Origin of the sequence: Rhizobium sp. PDO1-076 (assembly GCF_000247475.1) — a bacterium.
Classification (GTDB): Bacteria; Pseudomonadota; Alphaproteobacteria; order Rhizobiales; family Rhizobiaceae; genus Allorhizobium.
Genome location: NZ_AHZC01000385.1, coordinates 12,252 through 29,939 on the forward strand (window position 1 = coordinate 12,252; position 17,688 = coordinate 29,939).

General features: G+C 62.3%; 21 protein-coding genes. 11 read left to right on the forward strand and 10 right to left on the reverse strand.

The annotated features are described in order from the left end of the window. Position 1: 1 nt before the first annotated feature. From PDO_RS18420 to PDO_RS18430, 3 genes are all read left to right on the forward strand, one after another. Entirely contained in the window at positions 2 to 364 is a 363-nt protein-coding gene (locus PDO_RS18420; protein ID WP_007605499.1) for an ArsC family reductase, read from the forward strand. Positions 365 to 366: 2 nt separating this feature from the next. Next, a complete protein-coding gene (ybaK, locus tag PDO_RS18425) occupies positions 367 to 840 on the forward strand; it encodes a Cys-tRNA(Pro) deacylase (RefSeq protein WP_007605501.1) in 474 nt (157 codons plus the stop codon). 96 nt (positions 841 to 936) lie between these two features. Further along, complete coding sequence (locus tag PDO_RS18430; protein WP_007605504.1) at positions 937 to 2,190, forward strand: aminopeptidase; 1,254 nt, start codon at positions 937 to 939, stop codon at positions 2,188 to 2,190. A 64-nt stretch (positions 2,191 to 2,254) separates the two neighbouring features. Here the strand turns inward: PDO_RS18430 and PDO_RS18435 are convergent, their stop codons facing one another. The 7 genes from PDO_RS18435 to PDO_RS18465 form a co-directional block, all read right to left on the reverse strand. Beyond that, positions 2,255 to 2,596, reverse strand: coding sequence for a hypothetical protein (locus PDO_RS18435; RefSeq protein WP_007605506.1), 342 nt, complete (start codon positions 2,594 to 2,596; stop codon positions 2,255 to 2,257). 264 nt (positions 2,597 to 2,860) lie between these two features. Then, entirely contained in the window at positions 2,861 to 3,241 is a 381-nt protein-coding gene (locus PDO_RS18440; RefSeq protein WP_007605507.1) for a DUF6481 family protein, read from the reverse strand. Positions 3,242 to 3,276: 35 nt separating this feature from the next. After that, positions 3,277 to 3,501: a hypothetical protein gene (locus PDO_RS18445; RefSeq protein ID WP_007605509.1), complete on the reverse strand. Its 225-nt coding sequence runs from the start codon at positions 3,499 to 3,501 to the stop codon at positions 3,277 to 3,279. A gap of 131 nt (positions 3,502 to 3,632) precedes the next feature. Next, positions 3,633 to 3,842: a cold-shock protein gene (locus PDO_RS18450; RefSeq protein ID WP_007605510.1), complete on the reverse strand. Its 210-nt coding sequence runs from the start codon at positions 3,840 to 3,842 to the stop codon at positions 3,633 to 3,635. A gap of 293 nt (positions 3,843 to 4,135) precedes the next feature. Next, entirely contained in the window at positions 4,136 to 4,735 is a 600-nt protein-coding gene (locus PDO_RS18455; protein WP_007605511.1) for an NAD(P)H-dependent oxidoreductase, read from the reverse strand. Beyond that, entirely contained in the window at positions 4,735 to 6,351 is a 1,617-nt protein-coding gene (gene xseA, locus PDO_RS18460; protein WP_007605512.1) for an exodeoxyribonuclease VII large subunit, read from the reverse strand. The genes PDO_RS18455 and xseA overlap by 1 nt, the downstream gene beginning before the upstream one ends. Before the next feature lie 108 nt (positions 6,352 to 6,459). Continuing rightward, the gene (locus PDO_RS18465; RefSeq protein ID WP_037074627.1) at positions 6,460 to 8,307 is read right to left on the reverse strand and encodes a hypothetical protein; all 1,848 of its coding nucleotides are present in this window, start codon (positions 8,305 to 8,307) and stop codon (positions 6,460 to 6,462) included. A 145-nt stretch (positions 8,308 to 8,452) separates the two neighbouring features. On the opposite strand from PDO_RS18465, the gene PDO_RS18470 reads away from it, so the two are divergent. Together PDO_RS18470 and PDO_RS18475 are read left to right on the forward strand one after the other, a co-directional pair. Continuing rightward, positions 8,453 to 9,475: a glycosyltransferase gene (locus tag PDO_RS18470; protein WP_007605531.1), complete on the forward strand. Its 1,023-nt coding sequence runs from the start codon at positions 8,453 to 8,455 to the stop codon at positions 9,473 to 9,475. Then, on the forward strand, positions 9,472 to 9,846 hold the full coding sequence (locus tag PDO_RS18475) for a GtrA family protein (protein WP_007605533.1): 375 nt from the start codon (positions 9,472 to 9,474) through the stop codon (positions 9,844 to 9,846). Before PDO_RS18470 ends, PDO_RS18475 begins: the two co-directional genes overlap by 4 nt. A 23-nt stretch (positions 9,847 to 9,869) precedes the next feature. Here the strand turns inward: PDO_RS18475 and PDO_RS18480 are convergent, their stop codons facing one another. After that, positions 9,870 to 10,856, reverse strand: coding sequence for a Gfo/Idh/MocA family protein (locus tag PDO_RS18480; RefSeq protein ID WP_007605535.1), 987 nt, complete (start codon positions 10,854 to 10,856; stop codon positions 9,870 to 9,872). 194 nt (positions 10,857 to 11,050) lie between these two features. Between PDO_RS18480 and PDO_RS18485 the strand changes: the two genes are divergently transcribed. The 4 genes from PDO_RS18485 (at position 11,051) to PDO_RS18500 (ending at position 14,111) form a co-directional block, all read left to right on the forward strand. Beyond that, positions 11,051 to 11,611, forward strand: a complete 561-nt coding sequence (locus PDO_RS18485; protein WP_007605536.1) for a cysteine hydrolase family protein — start codon at positions 11,051 to 11,053, stop codon at positions 11,609 to 11,611. Then, positions 11,608 to 12,612 (forward strand): GlxA family transcriptional regulator, encoded by a 1,005-nt coding sequence (locus PDO_RS18490; protein WP_007605537.1) that lies wholly within the window; start codon positions 11,608 to 11,610, stop codon positions 12,610 to 12,612. The genes PDO_RS18485 and PDO_RS18490 overlap by 4 nt, the downstream gene beginning before the upstream one ends. A gap of 99 nt (positions 12,613 to 12,711) precedes the next feature. Beyond that, on the forward strand, positions 12,712 to 13,662 hold the full coding sequence (locus tag PDO_RS18495) for an aldo/keto reductase (RefSeq protein ID WP_007605538.1): 951 nt from the start codon (positions 12,712 to 12,714) through the stop codon (positions 13,660 to 13,662). A gap of 2 nt (positions 13,663 to 13,664) precedes the next feature. Continuing rightward, positions 13,665 to 14,111 (forward strand): GNAT family N-acetyltransferase, encoded by a 447-nt coding sequence (locus PDO_RS18500; protein WP_007605539.1) that lies wholly within the window; start codon positions 13,665 to 13,667, stop codon positions 14,109 to 14,111. On the opposite strand, the gene PDO_RS18505 is transcribed toward PDO_RS18500, so the two are convergent. Further along, on the reverse strand, positions 14,112 to 15,002 hold the full coding sequence (locus tag PDO_RS18505; RefSeq protein WP_007605547.1) for a LysR family transcriptional regulator: 891 nt from the start codon (positions 15,000 to 15,002) through the stop codon (positions 14,112 to 14,114). A gap of 119 nt (positions 15,003 to 15,121) precedes the next feature. On the opposite strand from PDO_RS18505, the gene PDO_RS18510 reads away from it, so the two are divergent. Then, complete coding sequence (locus tag PDO_RS18510; protein ID WP_007605549.1) at positions 15,122 to 16,120, forward strand: aldo/keto reductase; 999 nt, start codon at positions 15,122 to 15,124, stop codon at positions 16,118 to 16,120. A gap of 23 nt (positions 16,121 to 16,143) precedes the next feature. On the opposite strand, the gene PDO_RS18515 is transcribed toward PDO_RS18510, so the two are convergent. After that, on the reverse strand, positions 16,144 to 16,893 hold the full coding sequence (locus PDO_RS18515; protein WP_037074633.1) for a helix-turn-helix domain-containing protein: 750 nt from the start codon (positions 16,891 to 16,893) through the stop codon (positions 16,144 to 16,146). Between the two features lie 281 nt (positions 16,894 to 17,174). Here PDO_RS18515 and PDO_RS18520 point away from each other — a divergent pair. Further along, positions 17,175 to 17,688 (forward strand): DMT family transporter (locus PDO_RS18520; RefSeq protein ID WP_007605560.1); only part of this gene is annotated, 514 nt, incomplete at its 3' end.

Here is a 17,688-nt window from a genome sequence, read left to right on the forward strand (position 1 = left end):
CATGACCGCAACGATCTACGGTATCAAGAACTGCGACACGATGAAGAAGGCCCGCCAATGGCTGGACGATCACGGTGTCGCCTACGCTTTCCACGACTACAAGACATCTGGCATCGATCGTGGCCACCTCGAAACCTGGACCGAAAAATGCGGATGGGAAACGGTTCTCAACCGCGCCGGCACGACCTTCAAGAAGCTGCCCGATGAAGCCAAGGCGGATCTTGATCGGGCAAAGGCGATCGACCTGATGCTGGCACAGCCGTCGATGATCAAACGGCCCGTGCTTGAATTGGGGCTGGAGCTGGACGGCAAGCTGCTGGTCGGCTTCAAGCCGGAGGTCTACGCGGCAGAACTCGGGATGTAACGATGTCGAAGACCACGCGTGCCACCCAGGCGCTGGCCAAGGCCGGCATCAGCTTCACCGTTCACACCTATGACTACGACCCCCATGCCGAGCGGATCGGCATGCAGGCGGCAGAGGCGCTGGGCGAAGATCCGGCGCGCGTACTCAAGACGCTGATGGCCGAGCTTGACGGCAAGCCGGTCTGCGTCGTCGTACCCTCCGACAAGGAGGTCAGCATGAAGAAGCTGGCTGCCGCCTTCGGCGGCAAGTCGGCGGCGATGATGAAACCGCCGCTGGCAGAAAAGCTCACCGGCTTCGTGGTTGGCGGCATCAGCCCTTTCGGCCAGAAAAAGCAGGTCCCGACCGCGATCGAGATTGCAGCTCTCGGCGAGGGCTACGTGTACATCAACGGCGGCCAGCGCGGGCTGCAGGTGCGGCTCGATCCGAAGGATGCCTTGAACACGCTGGGCGCCATTGCGGCGTCGATCGTCGCTTGATGCGCCACGGTCGGTTTTCACACTGCAGAGCTTCATTTTCGCCGCAATGCCCTCTAAGTCTGATGTTATCCCAATGACAGAGAATGGCAGGTCCCGATGACAATAGCGCCCGACTTCACTCACGCCGTTGATCCGGTCAAGCTCGAAAAGCTTGGCGAAGTGGCCGTCAAGGTCGGTCTGCAGTTGCAGGCGGGCCAGGATCTGGTGATCACCGCGCCGATCGCAGCCCTCCCCCTGGTGCGTCATATCACCAAACATGCCTATCTGGCCGGTGCCGGCATCGTCACCACCTTCTATTCCGACGAGGAAACGACGCTTTCTCGCTACCAGCACGGCTCGGACGGGAGCTTCGACAAGGCATCCGGCTGGCTGTACGAGGGCATGGCCAAGGCCTATGCCAATGGTGCTGCGCGGCTGGCGGTCGCCGGCGACAATCCGATGCTGTTGTCGGGTCAGGATCCGGCCAAGGTGGCGCGGGCCAACAAGGCCAATTCGATCGCCTACAAGCCGGCACTCGAATATATCTCGAATTTCGACATCAACTGGAACATCTGCTCCTATCCCAATCCGTCCTGGGCGAAGCTGGTGTTTCCGGATGTACCGGTCGAGATTGCCGTGGCCAAACTGGCCGATGCGATCTTCGCTGCCTCGCGCGTCGATCAGGCCGATCCGGTCGCCGCCTGGAAAATACATAATGGCGAGCTTGCCAAGCGTTCCGCCTGGCTGAACGGCGAGCGCTTCTCGGCCCTGCATTTCACCGGTCCCGGCACCGACCTGACCGTTGGCCTTGCCGATGGCCACGAATGGCATGGCGGCGCGTCCATTGCCAAGAACGGCGTCACCTGCAATCCGAACATCCCGACGGAAGAGGTCTTCACCACGCCGCATGCGTTGAAGGTGGAAGGCCATGTCTCCTCAACCAAGCCGCTCAGCCACCAGGGAACGCTGATCGACAATATCCAGGTGCGCTTCGAGGCGGGCCGGATTGTCGAGGCCAAGGCGACGAAGGGCGAGGAAGTGCTGCTCAAGGTGCTCGATACCGACGAGGGCGCTCGCCGTCTTGGCGAAGTAGCGCTGGTGCCGCATTCGTCACCGATCTCGGCATCCGGCATCCTGTTCTACAACACGCTGTTCGACGAAAATGCCTCGTGCCATATCGCGCTCGGCCAGTGCTATTCGAAATGTTTCCTTGATGGTGCCTCGCTCAGCCAGGATCAGATCAAGGCACAGGGCGGCAATGCCTCGCTCATCCACATCGACTGGATGATCGGCTCGGACAAGGTGGATATCGATGGTGTGAGCGCGGACGGCTCGAAAGTGCCGGTCATGCGCAGGGGCGAATGGGCCTGAGCATGGAACTGGATTGCCGGCGGATCGTCCGCCGGCAGCCTTGTTGCTGTCGTGCCTGCGGACGTCAGCGGTAGTAGACGATCTTGCCGCCATTGGCGGCCGTCTGCACCCAGATCACGTTCTTCGCGGCGATCTCACGCACCTGAAGGGCAGCGCGCAGCCCGGCATCGGCAGCAACCTCGGCCTGCGCCGCCCGGATGCGGACCGGATGCGGATTCATCACGAAAAACGGCACTGTGCCCTCCGTATCACGCCAGGACGGACCGACTTGAACTGCGGTGACATTGTCGTTGAAGCTTCTGCCAAACAGGATCCTGGACAGTTCGGATTGCTCGGCCAATGCCGGAGAAGCACCGATCGCTGCAGCCAAGAGGCCGGCCAGAACCGCAGAATTCATCATTTTCATAGTCAACTCTCCATGACGTAACAGAGGCATCGCGCAAGGTGCATGACTCAATCTGCCACGCTTTGCTGCCATAGTCAGATTGAAATGGGAATTGCGTTGCCGGTTTGTAAGGCCAGCGCCGCTCACAATCCGATGAATGGCCGATGACCTGCCGATGAACGGAAAAGTCTACGTCTGCACCGGAATACGGAAAAGGCCGGCAATCGCCGGCCTTGAACAGTTTCGCTATCGCGAGATATCAAAGCTCGTCCCGTGGGCCGTGCCTCAGGACTGTCTTGCCTTGCGATTGGCATAACGCCGGTCACGCTCGGCCTTGCGGGCGGCTTCGTCTTCGACGACGCGGGAAATGCGGCTGGCTTCGGCTGCTTCGCGTGCTTCTGCTTCGGCATTGGCTGCAGCGGCCAGGGCGGCTTCGCGCTCGGCGGCTTCGGCCTTCAGACGGTCGCGTTCTTCGTTCTTCAACCGCTCGCGTTCAGCGCGGCGCGCTTCGCGGGCTTCGGCGACGGCCATGCGCTCAGCCTGCTTGGCTTCGAAGGTCGGCTGTGCAGCCTCCTTGGCGGCGCGGTAGGCCTGAAGGAGAGCCGCCTTTGCATCGGCAGCAGTGCTGCGACGGTCGGAAAGTTCTGTATTCTTTATATTTCTCAATTGTCTATTCCAGTTGGAATGCCATGCCGGCTATGTCAGGCCTTTCTGGCACGTTTCGTAACGGGGCTTGCGGCCGGTTTGTTGCTGTCTTGCAATTCCTTGGCAAGACGGGCCTCGCGCAGCCTCAGGGTCTTTTCTTCGCGCGCTACCACGATTGTGTCCAGTTCTTCAAAGGCCCGTTCGCGGGCGAAGAACTGCGACTGGGTCTTGCCAAAGGCGATCTCTGCCTGTTGACGCGGTTTGCTGAAGTTTTCTGTCATGCTCGTCCTCCTCTGGGGTGCTCGGGTCGGCGAGCGGCAATAAAAAAGGCCAGGCAATGTGCCTGACCTCGGGTGGTTCTTGCTCTCAACAGTGCCAGTACATCCGTGGTCAAGGGAAAGCATATACCGAATTAAGCAGCCTGAAGGTTGCAGGCCGACATCTTGCCCGACTTGTTGTCGCGCTCCATGTCGTAGCCGATCTTCTGGCCTTCAACGATTTCGCGCATGCCAGCGCGTTCGACAGCCGAAATGTGGACGAATGCGTCCGGGCCGCCGTTGTCAGGCTGGATGAAGCCGAAGCCCTTGGTGGAGTTAAACCATTTTACTGTGCCAGTGGTCATGATGAACCCTTTCATAGCGTATAAGTGACCGCAACGCGTGAGCGCTGCGGATGATGATAACGATTTTTGAAAGGAAGGTTCGTTCAGGGCGCGGTTGCTAAATGCGCGGTAACCAAAGCTCAGCAAGCAAATATCGATGATTGACAGATAGAGACTTTCCTAAAGAATGTCAACCATTGGTTTTTCTCTTTCTCCCTTGCGAGACGCGACAGAAGTCTGAAATTCCGACGTTTTCGACGAATTTTCCATTTTTCTAGCGCTTGAAATACAACCATAAGACGCACATGAATGCATCAAAGCCGGCCGAAGCTTCGTCCTACTTTATCAATGAAACGGCGGCGTTTTTCAACGGTGACCGTATCCATGCCATGCAGCGACAGCATGCGGAAATCGAGCCTTCTGCCACAAAAGGCGGCAACCCCGCGCTTGAGGATCCGCTTCACCGGGTTGCCCATGTAGAGCATAACGATCCACCAGGGAGACCCGGTGGTGGTGACGACCCAGAATGTGCGGATATTGGTCAGGCGCGGCACCAGCCGGCCACCATCCGCATCGTGATCAAAGGCAACACCCGGCACAAAGATCCGGTCGATGAAGCCCTTCATGATCGCCGGCAGATTGAACCACCATTGCGGGAAGACCAGGACAATGCCGTCGGCCGCCTGCAACCGCGCAACGATGGGCGCGACGGCGGAGGCGTCATATGACCCTGTCATGTAGCTCGCCCGCTCAGCGGCAGTCAGGCGGGGATCGAAATCCTCGCCATAGAGATCGAGAAGATCGACCACATGTCCCCTTGTTTCCAGCGTATCCCTGACTGTGCGCGCCAGGGAGGACGCGAAACTGTCGGACAGCGGATGTGCCAGCACGACGAGGAAGTGCCGGGCGGCCATCAGAACAGGCTGCCCTGGCCGGCAGGAGGCTCGGGTTTGCGCGCCGGTTTCGCGGCGGGCTGTGGCTTGGAAGACGAGGGCTGCGGATCTGCGCCGCCAGGCGACGCCACGCCCTCCCCAATGACCGCCGCAATGCGGCCATCGGCAAACTCGATCGCGACGGGCTGGGATGCACCGAGCGCTGCTGCCCGCGAGATCGGGCGGTCGCTCTCATCACGTATGACTGCATAACCGCGCTGGAGCACGTTCTTGTAGGACAACGACTGCAGAACCCGATCCTGTGCGACCACCAGCGAGCGCGCCCGGCGCAGATCGTGAATCACGGCGCTGTCGGCCCGCCGCCCGAGGCTTTCCAGCCGATCCTTCGACCGTGCGATCAGGCCCTGAAGCCGGGAAGGCACGGCTGTCAGCGTCGCATCGAAGCGCCCCAGTCGCGCCTTGTTGCGCTCGATCAGCCGTTCGATCACACGTTCGGCACGGGTCGCCTGCTCGCCCAGCCTCTGCCGGTGCTCGACAAGGCGGCGAGCCAGCATATCGGGCGAAAGCCTGGCCGAGGCGCGCTCGAAGCTGCGGCGCTTGTTCATCGTGTTGAGCTCGAGACTGCGGCCGAGACCGCCCGCCGCCTCGTCGAAGCGGCGGCGCGGCAGCGCCAGCAACTGGTCGAGCGACGGCAGGGCACGGGCCAGCGCGCGAAGGCCCTGGCGGCGGTAGTCCATCTGGCGGTTGATTGCGCCGGAGAGCCGGGCAGCAAGCGTCGCGACCTGGGCTTCCAAATCGGCTTTCACCGGCACGGCCATTTCGGCCGCCCCGGTCGGGGTCGGCGCGCGCACATCCGCCGCATAGTCGATCAAGGTCCAGTCGGTCTCGTGGCCGACCGCCGAGATCAGCGGGATGTCGCTTCCGGCAGCGGCCCGAACGACGGCCTCATCATTGAAACTCCACAGATCTTCCAGGCTGCCGCCGCCACGCGCGACGATCAGCACGTCCGGCCGCTCGACCGGCCCGCCCGGCTCGATCGCGTTGAAGCCGTTGATGGCATTGGCGACCTCGTCGCCGGAGCCCTCGCCCTGGACCTTGACTGGCCAGACGATGACATGGACCGGGAAGCGGTCGGAAATGCGGTGGAGGATATCGCGGATGACGGCGCCGGTCGGCGAGGTGATCACGCCGATCACCTTGGGCATGTAGGGCAGCAATTGTTTTGTCGCCGGATCGAAAAGCCCTTCGGCGGTAAAGCGCCGCTTGCGTTCCTCGATCAGCGCCATCAGCGCGCCGGCACCGGCCGGCTCCATCTGCTCGATGACGATCTGGTACTTCGACGAGCCGGGGAATGTGGTGATGCGGCCGGTGGCGATCACCTCCATGCCCTCTTCCGGGCGGTATTTCAGCTTGGCAAACGAGCCTTTCCAGATCACCGCATCAATGCGCGACTTGTCGTCCTTCAGCGAGAAATAGGCATGGCCGGACGAATGCTGACCGCGAAAGCCGGAGATCTCGCCGCGCACCCTCACATGCTCGAAGGCGGTCTCGACCGTGCGCTTGATCGAGCCCGAAAGTTCCGAAACGGTGAACTCGGTCAGGTTGCTCGGCGAATCGTCAGCGAAGAAATTGCTCATGCGTCCTGACTATCGCAAAAGTGCTGGAAGATCAGCCTCGACACGCCTGTCTCGCGCAGATTTCCTGTGCGTCTACCGATCTTGGCACCTTGGCAGTCGATTTCGCGATCAGGGCAGAACGACCCGGTAGATCGTCAGTCCGGACTGCGGATCCTGCGGCAGTGGCTGCAGATAGTCGGGAATCCGGCCCGCTTCGAGTGCCGCATAAAGCCCGTCCGGCTTCATCTTTGCGATTTTCTCGGTCTGAATATTGGTCGGGCAAAAGGCGATGATCGTCGATTCCGAACCGCGCAGGAAGGCGGCCGCCTCGGCAGGTTCGGCAAGGCCGATATGCAGCTCGGTCAGCATGCCACCCTGGTTGCGATGATAGGGGCCGCTCAGCACGCGGTGCGGGGTAATCCGCAGAATGTCCGCGCCATAGTCCGACGGCGCCACCACCGTGCCCGCCGGCAGGTCATTCAACTGCGCCAGGGACTGCAAAGTCTCGCATGCGGCTCCGGCATCAGTGCCACTCGCTGGCCCCGCTGCAACCAGCGACCGCATCCGGTTGGAGATGCCCATCGTTCCCTCGACGATGAAGACGCCGCTCAGGATCCAGACGCTGGGCACCGAAAGAAGCGTCACGACAACGAAGAAGAAGCCGGCGCCGATATTGTCCGGCTCGGCATTGGAATTGCGCCGAAGGTCGGCAATCAGGAGCGCCACCGGCAAAATCGCGAGCAGGTTTGCAAATGCGGCGCCGCGCACCTGGATCAGCGCAATGACAAAGCTGATCAGCAGCAAGCCAAAGAGAATGGCATGGCTGCGCACATCATCGCCGCGGATCACCCGGAATAGGCAGACAGCGAGGGCAAAGACCGGCACGGCGTAGAAGCCGCCGAAGCTCGCAGGTTCGACCTCCAGCCAGCGCCAGAAGGACTGGGCCTCCAGCACGCCGTCAAGCCACATTGTCTGCAGCAACGGATCCAGTTCGTTCAGCGGATTCTGCAGGCATTGCGGCGCGACGGCAAGTGCCGAGAGCAGCACCAGCGCACCAATGATCACCAGCGCTGCGCTCCGCCCGGCCAAGCCAAGGCGGTCGGGCAGGAAGGTTGCGACGAACAGCGCCGCGGCGCCAGCGGCAATGATCGCATAGTAGCCAATCGACAGGCTGTCGCAGGTGACGAGACGATAATGTTCAGATGGCACCGTGGCCAGAAACAGCGCCGAGATCGACAGCAGAAGCGACAGCGAAAACGCCCTTGCGGCTGTGCGGCTCCGTGTTCCTTCCAGTGCCCACAGCAGCGCCACCACGATACAGACCACGGCAACCAGCGGGGTGGTCTCGGCGCCGATGGCGATTGCCAGGGCTGAGGCAAAACCGGCCAAAGCAAAGCTCCCCGCCCGGCGGGCGGGATCCAGCAGGCAGGCGGCGATGGTGGCAACCAGGACCAGCTGGACATTGTGGTGATCGATCGCGCCCGGAAGGAAGCGGTTTGCCGTGACGACAAAGACGGCCGCCAGCATCAGGGCGATATGCATGACTACCCTATCGCCGATCCTGCGCGCCGCAACGGCAATCGCCGTCATCAGCGGAATGACGAGGAAAAATGGCCAGACCAACAGCGCCAGAGCCTCGGCACGCTCGCTTGGCAGTATCAGGGAAAACACCTTGATCAGCGCCGCGATCGGCAGATCGATGATCCGCGACCAATGCATCAGCGTGCCGCCCGGCAGCCCGAGGCGGTATTGCATCAGGTCGAACCAGGATTGGCCGCCGAGGAAATCGCGCACCTGGACAAGGCGCATCACGTCGTCATTGTCGACACCGACATAGTCACGCGCACCCGGCAGGTTGAGACCTGCCAGGATGAGGATCGTCAGGATCGAATAGACGGCAACGGCAGCCGGCAGGCGCTCCAGGCGGCGTGTTGCAGGCAGGACGGGTGAGGAAGATGCTGCCGTCAATCGTTTCATCCTCAAGAGGGCGGTATTTTGCATGCCGCTATGCAAAATAGTCCAGGAGCCAAGTCTGGCGAAACCTAGCCTTAACCTTCTCAAGAAATAGTAAAGCCGGATGCGGTCATGACGGCTGCACGAGCTTTCAACAGGTGCACTTTCGATGAGTGGTTCGGCCCCCGCCTATCCCGACATTGCCGTCTTGCTGCCCTGCTACAACGAGGCCGCGACGATCGGTGACGTGGTGCGCGATTTCCGCACCGCCCTGCCGCAGGCCCGTATCTTCGTCTATGACAACAATTCGACCGACGGCACCGCGCTGACCGCCATGCTGGCCGGCGCGACCGTCGTTCGCGAGCGCCGCCAGGGCAAGGGCCATGTCGTGCGCCGGATGTTCTGCGACATCGATGCCGATATCTATGTGATGGCCGACGGTGACGGCACCTATGCGCCGCATGATGCCGAGGAACTGATCCGCACGCTGATCACCGAACGGGCAGACATGGTTGTCGGTACCCGCCGCGGCGTGCATGACGATGCCGGGCGCCAGGGCCATGCCTTCGGCAACCGGCTGTTCAACACGCTCTACCGCCTGCTGTTCGGCAACGACTTCACCGATATCCTGTCCGGCTACCGGGCGTTTTCGCGTCGCTACGTAAAGAGCTTCCCGGCCGTCTCCGGCGGCTTCGAGATCGAAACCGAAATGTCGGTGCATGCCTCGCGGCTGAAACTGCCGGTCTGCGAACTGGAGCTGGACTACGGTCGCCGGCCGGAAGGCTCGCATTCCAAGCTGTCGACCTTCAAGGACGGCGCAAAGATCCTCTGGATGTTCGCCATGCTGATGAAAGAGACAAGGCCGTTTGCCTTTTTCGGCCTGATCAGCGCCGGCCTGATGGGCATGAGCCTCGGCTTCATGGTGCCCGTACTCTACGAATTCTTCACCACTGGCCTGGTGTCGCGCATGCCGACCTGGATTGCCGCCATGGCGCTGATGATGATGTCCTTCCTCAGCTTCACCGCCGCGCTGATCCTCGATTCCCTCGCCCGGTCGCGGGCCGAACAGCTGCGCATCCACTACATGAACCTGCCGGCGCTGAGGCGGCCCGACAGCGAACAGCAGCCAGTCAACATGCCAGCGGCAGCGAAACCCGCAACGCCCAGCAAGCGCGCCTCGAAAGCCGCATGAAAAAATTCATCCGCTTCGTCATCGTCGGCGCGACGGGCTTTCTCGTCGACGCTGGCACGCTCTGGCTGCTTTTGACCTTTTCACCGCTCGGCCCGCTCAGCGCACGGGTCATCGCCATTGCGCTGGCGATGACCGCGACCTGGCTGCTCAACCGGACCTTCACCTTCGGCGCCTCGAAACGCTCTGTCGTGGTCGAGGGCTTTCGCTACGGCGTGATCGCGGTGATCACCTCGCTGATCAATTACGGCATTTATGCCGGGCTCCTGATCATGGCACCGCTGCTCAGCCCCTATGCGGCGCTGGTGTTTGCCTCCATCGCCGCCATGCTGTTCAGTTTCTTCGGCTATTCGCGTTTCGTCTTCCGGCGATAGAATAAACCGGTAGCCGACTAACCTTAGACAGCCTCCCAGCCGTCCTTGGCTGCGGCGCGGTAGATCGCATCGATGAAGCGCTGGTTAGCCTTGGAGTTCTCCAGCGTCACCACTTCCCCAGCAGTCCCGGCGACAGCCCGGGCAAAGGCTTCGGCCTCCAGCTTGTACTGGCGGCTGTCGGGAAAGCGGAAGATCTGCGAGCCGTCATGGCTGCGGTTGGTCAGCTCGACCTCTTCGGCGCCCCAGCGATCGGCGTTGAACGGCGACTTCACCTCGATGAATCCATCGGTGCCGTGGAAGACCATCTGCTGGCGGTTGGCCATCTGGGTCGAGATATAGAAATTCAGTTCGAAATCGCCAAAATCGGCCTTCACGCTCGAATAGATGTCGGTGCCGAATTCCGGATCGCGCTCGATCGTCGCCTGGATACGTTGCGGCTCCTTGCCGGTGGCAAAGCGCGTGGTAATCGTCGGATAGACGCCGATATCCGGCAGCGCGCCGCCGCCGAGTTCGGGAATGTTGCGCATATTGCCGGGATCGCGGTTGAAATAGGTGAAGGAACCCTGGACCATCTTCAACTGCCCGATGGCGCCCGCAGCCAGCAGTTCGCGGACCTTATGCCAGACCGGCGTATAGGTGACCATGAAGGCTTCGGAGACGACAACCTTGTTGCGATCACGGGCTTCGATGATGGCGTCGATCTGGTCGGCCTTCAGCGCAATCGGCTTTTCGCACAGCACATGCTTGCCGGCATTGGCCGCCTTGATCGACCATTCGACATGCTGCGAGGTCGGCAGCGGAATGTAGACGGCATCGATCACGTCGGAGGCCAGCATTTCCTCATAGGAACCGAAGGCATGCGGCACGGAAAAGCGGTCGGCCATGGCACGGGCCTTTTCCAGATCGCGGCTGGCAATCGCCGTGACCACAGCATTTTCCGCATCCTGGATGGCGGGCACGACAAGCTCGCGACCGATCTTGGCCGTCGATATAATTCCGAAACGCAACATGATTTCCTCCCTGAAAATATCGGGCGGACACTAGGCGAGGTTCGCGTGCGGCGCAATCCGGCTCGCGGCATGTGATGCTTCATCGCTGGGCTCCCGCTTGGCCGAAAATGTCCTCTCTTCGTCCGGCCGCCTGCTTTTTCTGCTCTGCAGACGGGATAATTTCGGCTATCGTTGAATTCATCGGAGAACCTAAAATGTCCGCAGAGAAAACCGCACTGATCGTCGTCGATGCCCAGGAGTCCTTTCGCCAGTGTGCCTTCTGGACGACTGACGATCTCGCCGCCTATGTCGAAAAACAGCAGGCGCTGATCGACGGCGCCAAGGCTGCCGGCATCCCGGTCGTGCAGATCTTCCATGTCGACAGCGATGCGCCGTTTACCCTCGACAGCGGTTTCGTCACGACGCTTGCCGAACTCGAGATCACCCCGGACGTGACATTCCACAAGAACGTGCATTCGTCGCTGGTCGGCACCGGGCTGGAGGACTGGCTGAAGGCCAACGGCATCAGCCGCCTGATCGTCTCCGGCATCCGCACCGAACAATGCTGCGAAACCACCACACGCCACGCGGCCGATATCGGCTACGGCGTCGATTTCGTCAGTGAAGCGATGCTGACCTTCACCATGACCCATGCCTCGGGCGTCAGCTTCTCGCCGGCCGAGATCCGCATGCGCACAGAACTGGTGCTGGCCGGCCGTTTCGCCCGCATCGCGACCGTCGAAGAGGCACTCGGCACGGCAAGGAAAGCGGCTTGAGCACAGAGCGGGATCCATCTGTGCCGGAGGTCGTCCCGGTCTATATCCTGGTTCCGCCGGAGGCCCTGCTGATCGATGTCGCAGGGCCGCTGGAAGTGCTGCGCTATGCCAATAGCGAGCAGAGTGCGGTTCGATTCGACTACCACTATATCTCCACGCAGGCCCGACAGCAGACCTCGATCGGGCTGATGCTGGATGGGCTGGAACCTTTGCCCGAATGTTTGCCGCAGGGTGCCATGCTGGTCGTCTCCGGCAGCCTTGCGGTCGGCGAACAGGCGCTTGTCGCCAATGCCGAACTTGTCGCACTGCGCATATGGCTGCGCAATGTTGTTGCAGCAGACACGAGACTGGTGACGATCTGCTCCGGTGCGCTGCTTGCGGGTGCCGCCGGCCTGCTGGAAGGCCATGCCTGCACCACCCATCCCGAATGCATCGATGAGTTGAAGGCGCTGGCGCCGACCGCCAACGTCCTCGAAAACCGGCTCTATGTCGAGGATCGCAACCGCTTCTCCAGCGCCGGCATCTCGACCGGTATCGACCTGATGCTGCATGTGGTCGCTCAGCTGACCTCGGCCCAGGTGGCGCTGCTGGTGGCGCGCAAGATGGTCATCTATCTGCGCCGCAGCGGTTCCGACCCGCAGCTCTCGCCCTGGCTGTCCGGCCGCAATCATATCCACCCTGCCATCCACCGGATGCAGGATGCGATCATGGCCGACCCTGCGCGTGACTGGAGCCTCGGCGAACTGTCGCGGCTTGCGGCGCTCAGCGAACGGCACATGACCCGGCTGTTTCGCGAGCACACCGGCCTGTCGGTCACCGCCTATATCAACACCATCCGAGTGGCGCTGGCGCATGACCTGTTGTCCCAGAGCCGGTTCGACATGGAAAGTGTCGCCGAGCGGGCCGGGTTTTCCTCGACACGGCATCTGCGGCGGGTCTGGTCGGAGCATCACGCTGCACCGCCGAGCCAGTTTCGCCGCGAGCGACGGCCGGACAATTGAGGAAGCTCGCATGGTTTTGACCCATTCACCAATTTGAATGGTGCATCACGAAGCCGATTGCTACCGTCCGGTGAAACAGTCCATCGAAAGGATCATGCCATGCAGAAGCGCGCCCTCGGCCGCACCGGTCTTTCCATCGCACCCGTCGTCTTCGGCGGCAATGTCTTCGGCTGGACGGCCGACGAAGCCACGTCGTTCGCCCTGCTCGATGCCTTTTTCGACGCCGGCTACAACACGATCGACACGGCCGATGTCTATTCCGCCTGGGTCGATGGCCATGTCGGCGGCGAAAGCGAGGCGATCATCGGCAAATGGCTGAAGCGTGGCGGTGTTGCGCGAGACAAGGCGATCATCGTCACCAAGGTCGGCTTCGACAACAACGGCCGCGAGACCGGCCTTGGCAAGACCTGGATCGCCGAGGCGGTCGAGGCATCGCTGAAGCGTCTGCAGACCGACTATGTCGATCTCTATCTGGCCCACAAGCCGGATGAAAAGACCCCGATCGAGGAAACGCTGGAAGCTTTCGGCAAGCTGATCACGGCAGGCAAAGTGCGCGCCATTGGCTGCTCCAACTATGACGGCACCCAGTTGCAGGCCGCCCTTGATGCCTCGGCGAAAAATAGCCTGCCGCGCTTTGACGTGGTGCAGCCGGAATACAATCTCTACACGCGCGACCGTTTTGAAGGTGCACTTGCCGATCTGTGCATTGCCGAGGATATCGGCGTGATCAGCTATTATGCGCTGGCCGCCGGCTTCCTCACCGGCAAATACCGCAAGCCGGAAGACACCGAAGGCGTCGCCCGCTCCTACCGGGTCGGCAACTACCTGAACGACAAGGGGCTGAAGATCCTCGCCGCACTCGACCAGGTCGCCGCCGAGACCGCAACCACGCCGGCAACCATCGCCATCGCCTGGGTCGCGGCGCGTCCCGGCATCACCGCTCCGATCGCATCGGCCACCAGCCTTCGCCAGCTCGAAAGCCTGATCGCCGCCGGAAAGCTGCAGCTCTCGGATCAGCAGATGGCCCTGCTCGACGCGGCGGGTGCCTGACCATGACCCTTGTCATACGCGATGCGACAGCAGCCGACGATGCCGCGTGGCGCAAGCTCTGGGCCGGCTACCTGACCTTCTACAAGGTGGACCTTGACCCCGAGATCACCGACCACACTTGGGCCCGCATCCTCGATCCCTCCTCGCGCGTTGCCATGCGGGTCGCCGAGGTCGACGGAGGCCTGGCCGGCTTTGCCATCCACCATTTCCACGACAGCACCTGGGTCAAGACGCCAGACTGCTATCTGGAAGACCTGTTCCTCGACGCCCGCTTTCGCGGCCAGGGCATCGGCCGCGCGCTGATCGACGACCTGATCGCGCTTGCCAAGACCCAGGGCTGGTCGCGGCTCTACTGGCATACCAACCACGACAATGCGACAGCGCGCAAACTCTACGACAGTTATGCGCGAGAAGACGGTCACGTACGCTACCGGATGTCGCTCGGCTGATCAGCTGGAATAGCGGAAGAAATCGACAAAAGCCCGCAGCGCCGGACGCATCTGCCGGCGCGAGGTGTAGTAGATGTAAAAACCGTCGAAGGGTGGCGACCAGTCGGTCAAGACCGGCACAAGCCGCCCTTCGCGGATATCCACGTCCACCCGTTCGTCGAACAGGAAAGCCAGGCCGACACCATCAAGGGCCGCGATGCGGGACAGCCGCTGGTCGGATACGATCAAGGGACCCGCGACGTCGACGGCCAGGGCCTTGCCGCCCTGCTCCAGTTCCCAGCGATAGATCCGACCGCTGCTGAATCGGCGGCGGATGCAGCGATGCTGCATCAGGTCCTGCGGCGTCAACGGCACGCCATGTTCGGCGATATAGGCGGGTGATGCGACGATCACGCCGCGCTGCGGCCCGCTCGCCTTGACCGCGATCATGTCGGCTTCCAGATGTTCGCCGAGCCTCAGACCCGCATCGAAGCCTTCGGCGACGATATCCTCGAAGCGGTCATTGGTGACGATGTCGAATTCGATCCGCGGGTAGGTCCGCAGGAACGCACCCAGCCGCGGCGCGATCAGGTCTTCGGCAGCCAGCATCGGCATGGTGATGCGCAAGGGGCCAGCCGGTTCGCCTCGATCGTCGGCCAGGGCCGCCAGCGCCGTATCGATATCGGCCAGCGCCGGTGCCAGCGTCTGCAGCAGCCGCCTGCCCTCCTCGGTCGGCGCGACGCTGCGGGTGGTGCGGGCGAGCAGACGCACACCGAGGCTTGCCTCCAGCGAGGCCACCGCATGGCTGACGGCCGATGGCGCAATGGCAAGCTCTGCGGCCGCCTTGCGGAAGCTGCGGGTCTCGGCGACGGTGGCGAGCACCGCCAGTTGCGAAAGCTGGATCCGGTTCATTGCTCTATTCAATAGAACAAGCTGCGCAAAATTACAGCCATTATCCTATTCAATCTTGGTGCTATTCTCCGACTATCATCAGCGCATCCGGCGCGCTCTTCCGCGAAAGGTCAAACACCATGAAGACAAGACAGCTCGGCTCCCTCTCCGTTTCCGCCCTCGGCCTCGGCTGCATGGGCATGACGCATGGCTATACCCAGACCGGTGATGAGGCAGGCTCTCTGGCGACGCTGGCGCGGGCCGTAGACCTCGGCGTGACGCTGTTCGACACGGCCGAGATCTATGGCCCGTTCACCAACGAGATCCTCGTCGGCAAAGGCTTGCGGCCCTATCGCGACCGGATCCAGATCGCCACCAAGTTCGGCTTCAGGATCAATGCCGACAACCCCAATGACGCCAGTGCCGGCGGCACGGATTCGCGCCCCGACCATGTCAAGGCGGTCGCCGAAGCCTCGTTGAAGCGGCTCGGCGTCGAGGTCATCGATCTGTTCTACCAGCACCGCGTCGATCCGAACGTGCCGATCGAAGACACGGTCGGCGCCATGGCCGATCTGGTGCGCGAGGGCAAGGTCAGGGCGCTCGGCCTGTCGGAGGCCAGTGCCGCGACGCTGCGCCGGGCGCATGCGACCCATCCGATCGCCGCCATCCAGAGCGAATATTCGCTATGGACCCGCGATCCGGAAGACAATGGCGTGCTCGATACCTGCCGCGAACTCGGCATCGGCTTCGTGCCGTTTTCGCCGCTCGGACGCGGCGTGCTGACCGGGGCGCTGAAGTCGCTCGACGGCATGGCCGCCAATGATTTCCGCCGCTCGTTACCACGGTTCAGCCAGGAGAATTTCGACGCCAATCTGGCGTTGGTGACAGCGCTCGAACAGATGGCCGCCGACAAGGGTGTGACACCGGGCCAGCTGGCGCTTGCCTGGGTGCTGGCACAGGGCGATTTCATCGTGCCGATCCCCGGCACGACCAAGATCGCCAATCTCGAGAAGAATGTCGCGGCTGCCGATATCGTGCTGTCGGCGGATGAGGTTGCAGCGCTTGGCGACCTTCTGTCGCCCGCCAAGGTGGCCGGCGCCCGCTATCCCGAGCGCATGGCGCAGATGGCCAACAAATAGCGCGAAGGCGTCAAGCGAAGCAGTCAGGCGCTACCGGCGACGCTGTGCCGGTAGGCTGACGGCGTCGTGCCGGTCATCGTCTTGAACACCCGCGTCAGGTGGCTCTGGCTGCTGAAGCCGCAGGCCGACGCGATCTGGGCAATCGGATCCGCGCCCGCCAGCAGCGCCTTGGCGCGGGCAAGCCGCCGATGCTGGACCCAGCCATGGGGCGAGACGCCGCAGCTCGCCCGGAACATGCGCTGCAGGTGGAATTCGCTGAGGCCCGCAATCGCGGCGAGATCAGCCAGGCTCACCTGCTGGTCGAGATGCGCCTCGATGTAATCGGTGATCCGCCGGCGGACGGCGGGTGCGAGGCCGCTCTTGATGGCGAGCGGTCGCGCACCGCCATAACGCGGATCGACGAAGAGGCTGGCGAAGGCCGCTGTCATCGCCGCGTCGGCAAGCAGCGCATCACCGGCATAGGTCGCATCGGCCACTTTGCGCAAGGCCTCGGCCAGCACCGGGGCATGCTCGAAGGTCGCCTCGGGCATCACCATCAGCCGGCAGTCACGGTCGAAAGTCTCGGTAAACACACGCCGCAGCTCTTCGTCCGGCACATAGAGATGGACGAACTCGAAGGCATCGGTGATTTCCCATTCCGACGAGGCGCCCTGCGGCATGATGCACAGCGCGCCCGGCCAGCCGTTCAGCGCGCCGCCATCGAGCCGGCGGGTGCCGGCGCCACCCTGCAGATAGAGGCTGAATGTATGGCCATCCGGTCGCTCATAACTCATCCGGTCATCGGCATTGCGCCAGATCGCCGCCGAACAGCCGGACCCAAGCGCAAGTGTGCTGACCGCCTGCGCGCGCGGCGAGGCGGAGAGGAAGCTGAAGATGGACTGGTGCTCGAGCAGCATGAACGACCCTGGAAACAGGCTTTCACCTTAGCGCAATCTCGCGCCCGCGCCATCGGCGAAGCCCACGGCATCGCCACACGGCCGCACTTCACCGCAAGATTCTGCAAGAACCCACGCAGGGCCGGCGCTATCTCATGCGCCATCACCGCGAGGGCTACATGACCAATATCATCCTGTTCGTTTCCACCGTCATCATCTGGGGCACGACCTGGATCGCCATTGCCATGCAGGTCGGGCCGGTGCCTGTGCTGGTTTCGGTGTTCTACCGCTTCGCCACCGCCGCCCTGATCTTCCTCGTGGTGCTGGCCGTGATGGGCCGGCTCAAGGTTCCCGCCCTGAAACATCAACCGTTCATCCTCGCCCAGGCGCTCTGCCTGTTCAGCTGCAACTTCATCTGCTTCTACAATGCCGCCAGCTATGTGCCATCCGGCCTGATCTCGGTGATCTTCTCGCTGGCGACGATCTACAACGCCATCAATGCCCGGCTGTTCTTCGGCGATGCCATCACCGGCCGCACGCTGGTCGCGGCGGCATTGGGCGCTTCAGGCCTCCTGCTCCTGTTCGGACCGGATATCCTCGTGCATTTCGATGTCGATACCTGGAAGGGCGTCGGCCTGTCGGCGCTCGGCACGCTGTTCTTCTCGCTCGGCAACATGGTCTCGCGCCGCAACA

What these genes read in the sequence shown, in the direction of transcription:
- PDO_RS18420 (WP_007605499.1), top strand. Translation starts at nt 2, where the DNA reads ATGACCGCAACGATCTACGGTATCAAGAACTGCGACACGATGAAGAAG.
- ybaK (WP_007605501.1), top strand. Translation starts at nt 367, where the DNA reads ATGTCGAAGACCACGCGTGCCACCCAGGCGCTGGCCAAGGCCGGCATC.
- PDO_RS18430 (WP_007605504.1), top strand. Translation starts at nt 937, where the DNA reads ATGACAATAGCGCCCGACTTCACTCACGCCGTTGATCCGGTCAAGCTC.
- PDO_RS18435 (WP_007605506.1), bottom strand. Translation starts at nt 2,596, where the DNA reads ATGAAAATGATGAATTCTGCGGTTCTGGCCGGCCTCTTGGCTGCAGCG.
- PDO_RS18445 (WP_007605509.1), bottom strand. Translation starts at nt 3,501, where the DNA reads ATGACAGAAAACTTCAGCAAACCGCGTCAACAGGCAGAGATCGCCTTT.
- PDO_RS18450 (WP_007605510.1), bottom strand. Translation starts at nt 3,842, where the DNA reads ATGACCACTGGCACAGTAAAATGGTTTAACTCCACCAAGGGCTTCGGC.
- PDO_RS18455 (WP_007605511.1), bottom strand. Translation starts at nt 4,735, where the DNA reads ATGGCCGCCCGGCACTTCCTCGTCGTGCTGGCACATCCGCTGTCCGAC.
- xseA (WP_007605512.1), bottom strand. Translation starts at nt 6,351, where the DNA reads ATGAGCAATTTCTTCGCTGACGATTCGCCGAGCAACCTGACCGAGTTC.
- PDO_RS18465 (WP_037074627.1), bottom strand. Translation starts at nt 8,307, where the DNA reads ATGAAACGATTGACGGCAGCATCTTCCTCACCCGTCCTGCCTGCAACA.
- PDO_RS18470 (WP_007605531.1), top strand. Translation starts at nt 8,453, where the DNA reads ATGAGTGGTTCGGCCCCCGCCTATCCCGACATTGCCGTCTTGCTGCCC.
- PDO_RS18475 (WP_007605533.1), top strand. Translation starts at nt 9,472, where the DNA reads ATGAAAAAATTCATCCGCTTCGTCATCGTCGGCGCGACGGGCTTTCTC.
- PDO_RS18480 (WP_007605535.1), bottom strand. Translation starts at nt 10,856, where the DNA reads ATGTTGCGTTTCGGAATTATATCGACGGCCAAGATCGGTCGCGAGCTT.
- PDO_RS18485 (WP_007605536.1), top strand. Translation starts at nt 11,051, where the DNA reads ATGTCCGCAGAGAAAACCGCACTGATCGTCGTCGATGCCCAGGAGTCC.
- PDO_RS18495 (WP_007605538.1), top strand. Translation starts at nt 12,712, where the DNA reads ATGCAGAAGCGCGCCCTCGGCCGCACCGGTCTTTCCATCGCACCCGTC.
- PDO_RS18500 (WP_007605539.1), top strand. Translation starts at nt 13,665, where the DNA reads ATGACCCTTGTCATACGCGATGCGACAGCAGCCGACGATGCCGCGTGG.
- PDO_RS18505 (WP_007605547.1), bottom strand. Translation starts at nt 15,002, where the DNA reads ATGAACCGGATCCAGCTTTCGCAACTGGCGGTGCTCGCCACCGTCGCC.
- PDO_RS18510 (WP_007605549.1), top strand. Translation starts at nt 15,122, where the DNA reads ATGAAGACAAGACAGCTCGGCTCCCTCTCCGTTTCCGCCCTCGGCCTC.
- PDO_RS18515 (WP_037074633.1), bottom strand. Translation starts at nt 16,893, where the DNA reads ATGAGTTATGAGCGACCGGATGGCCATACATTCAGCCTCTATCTGCAG.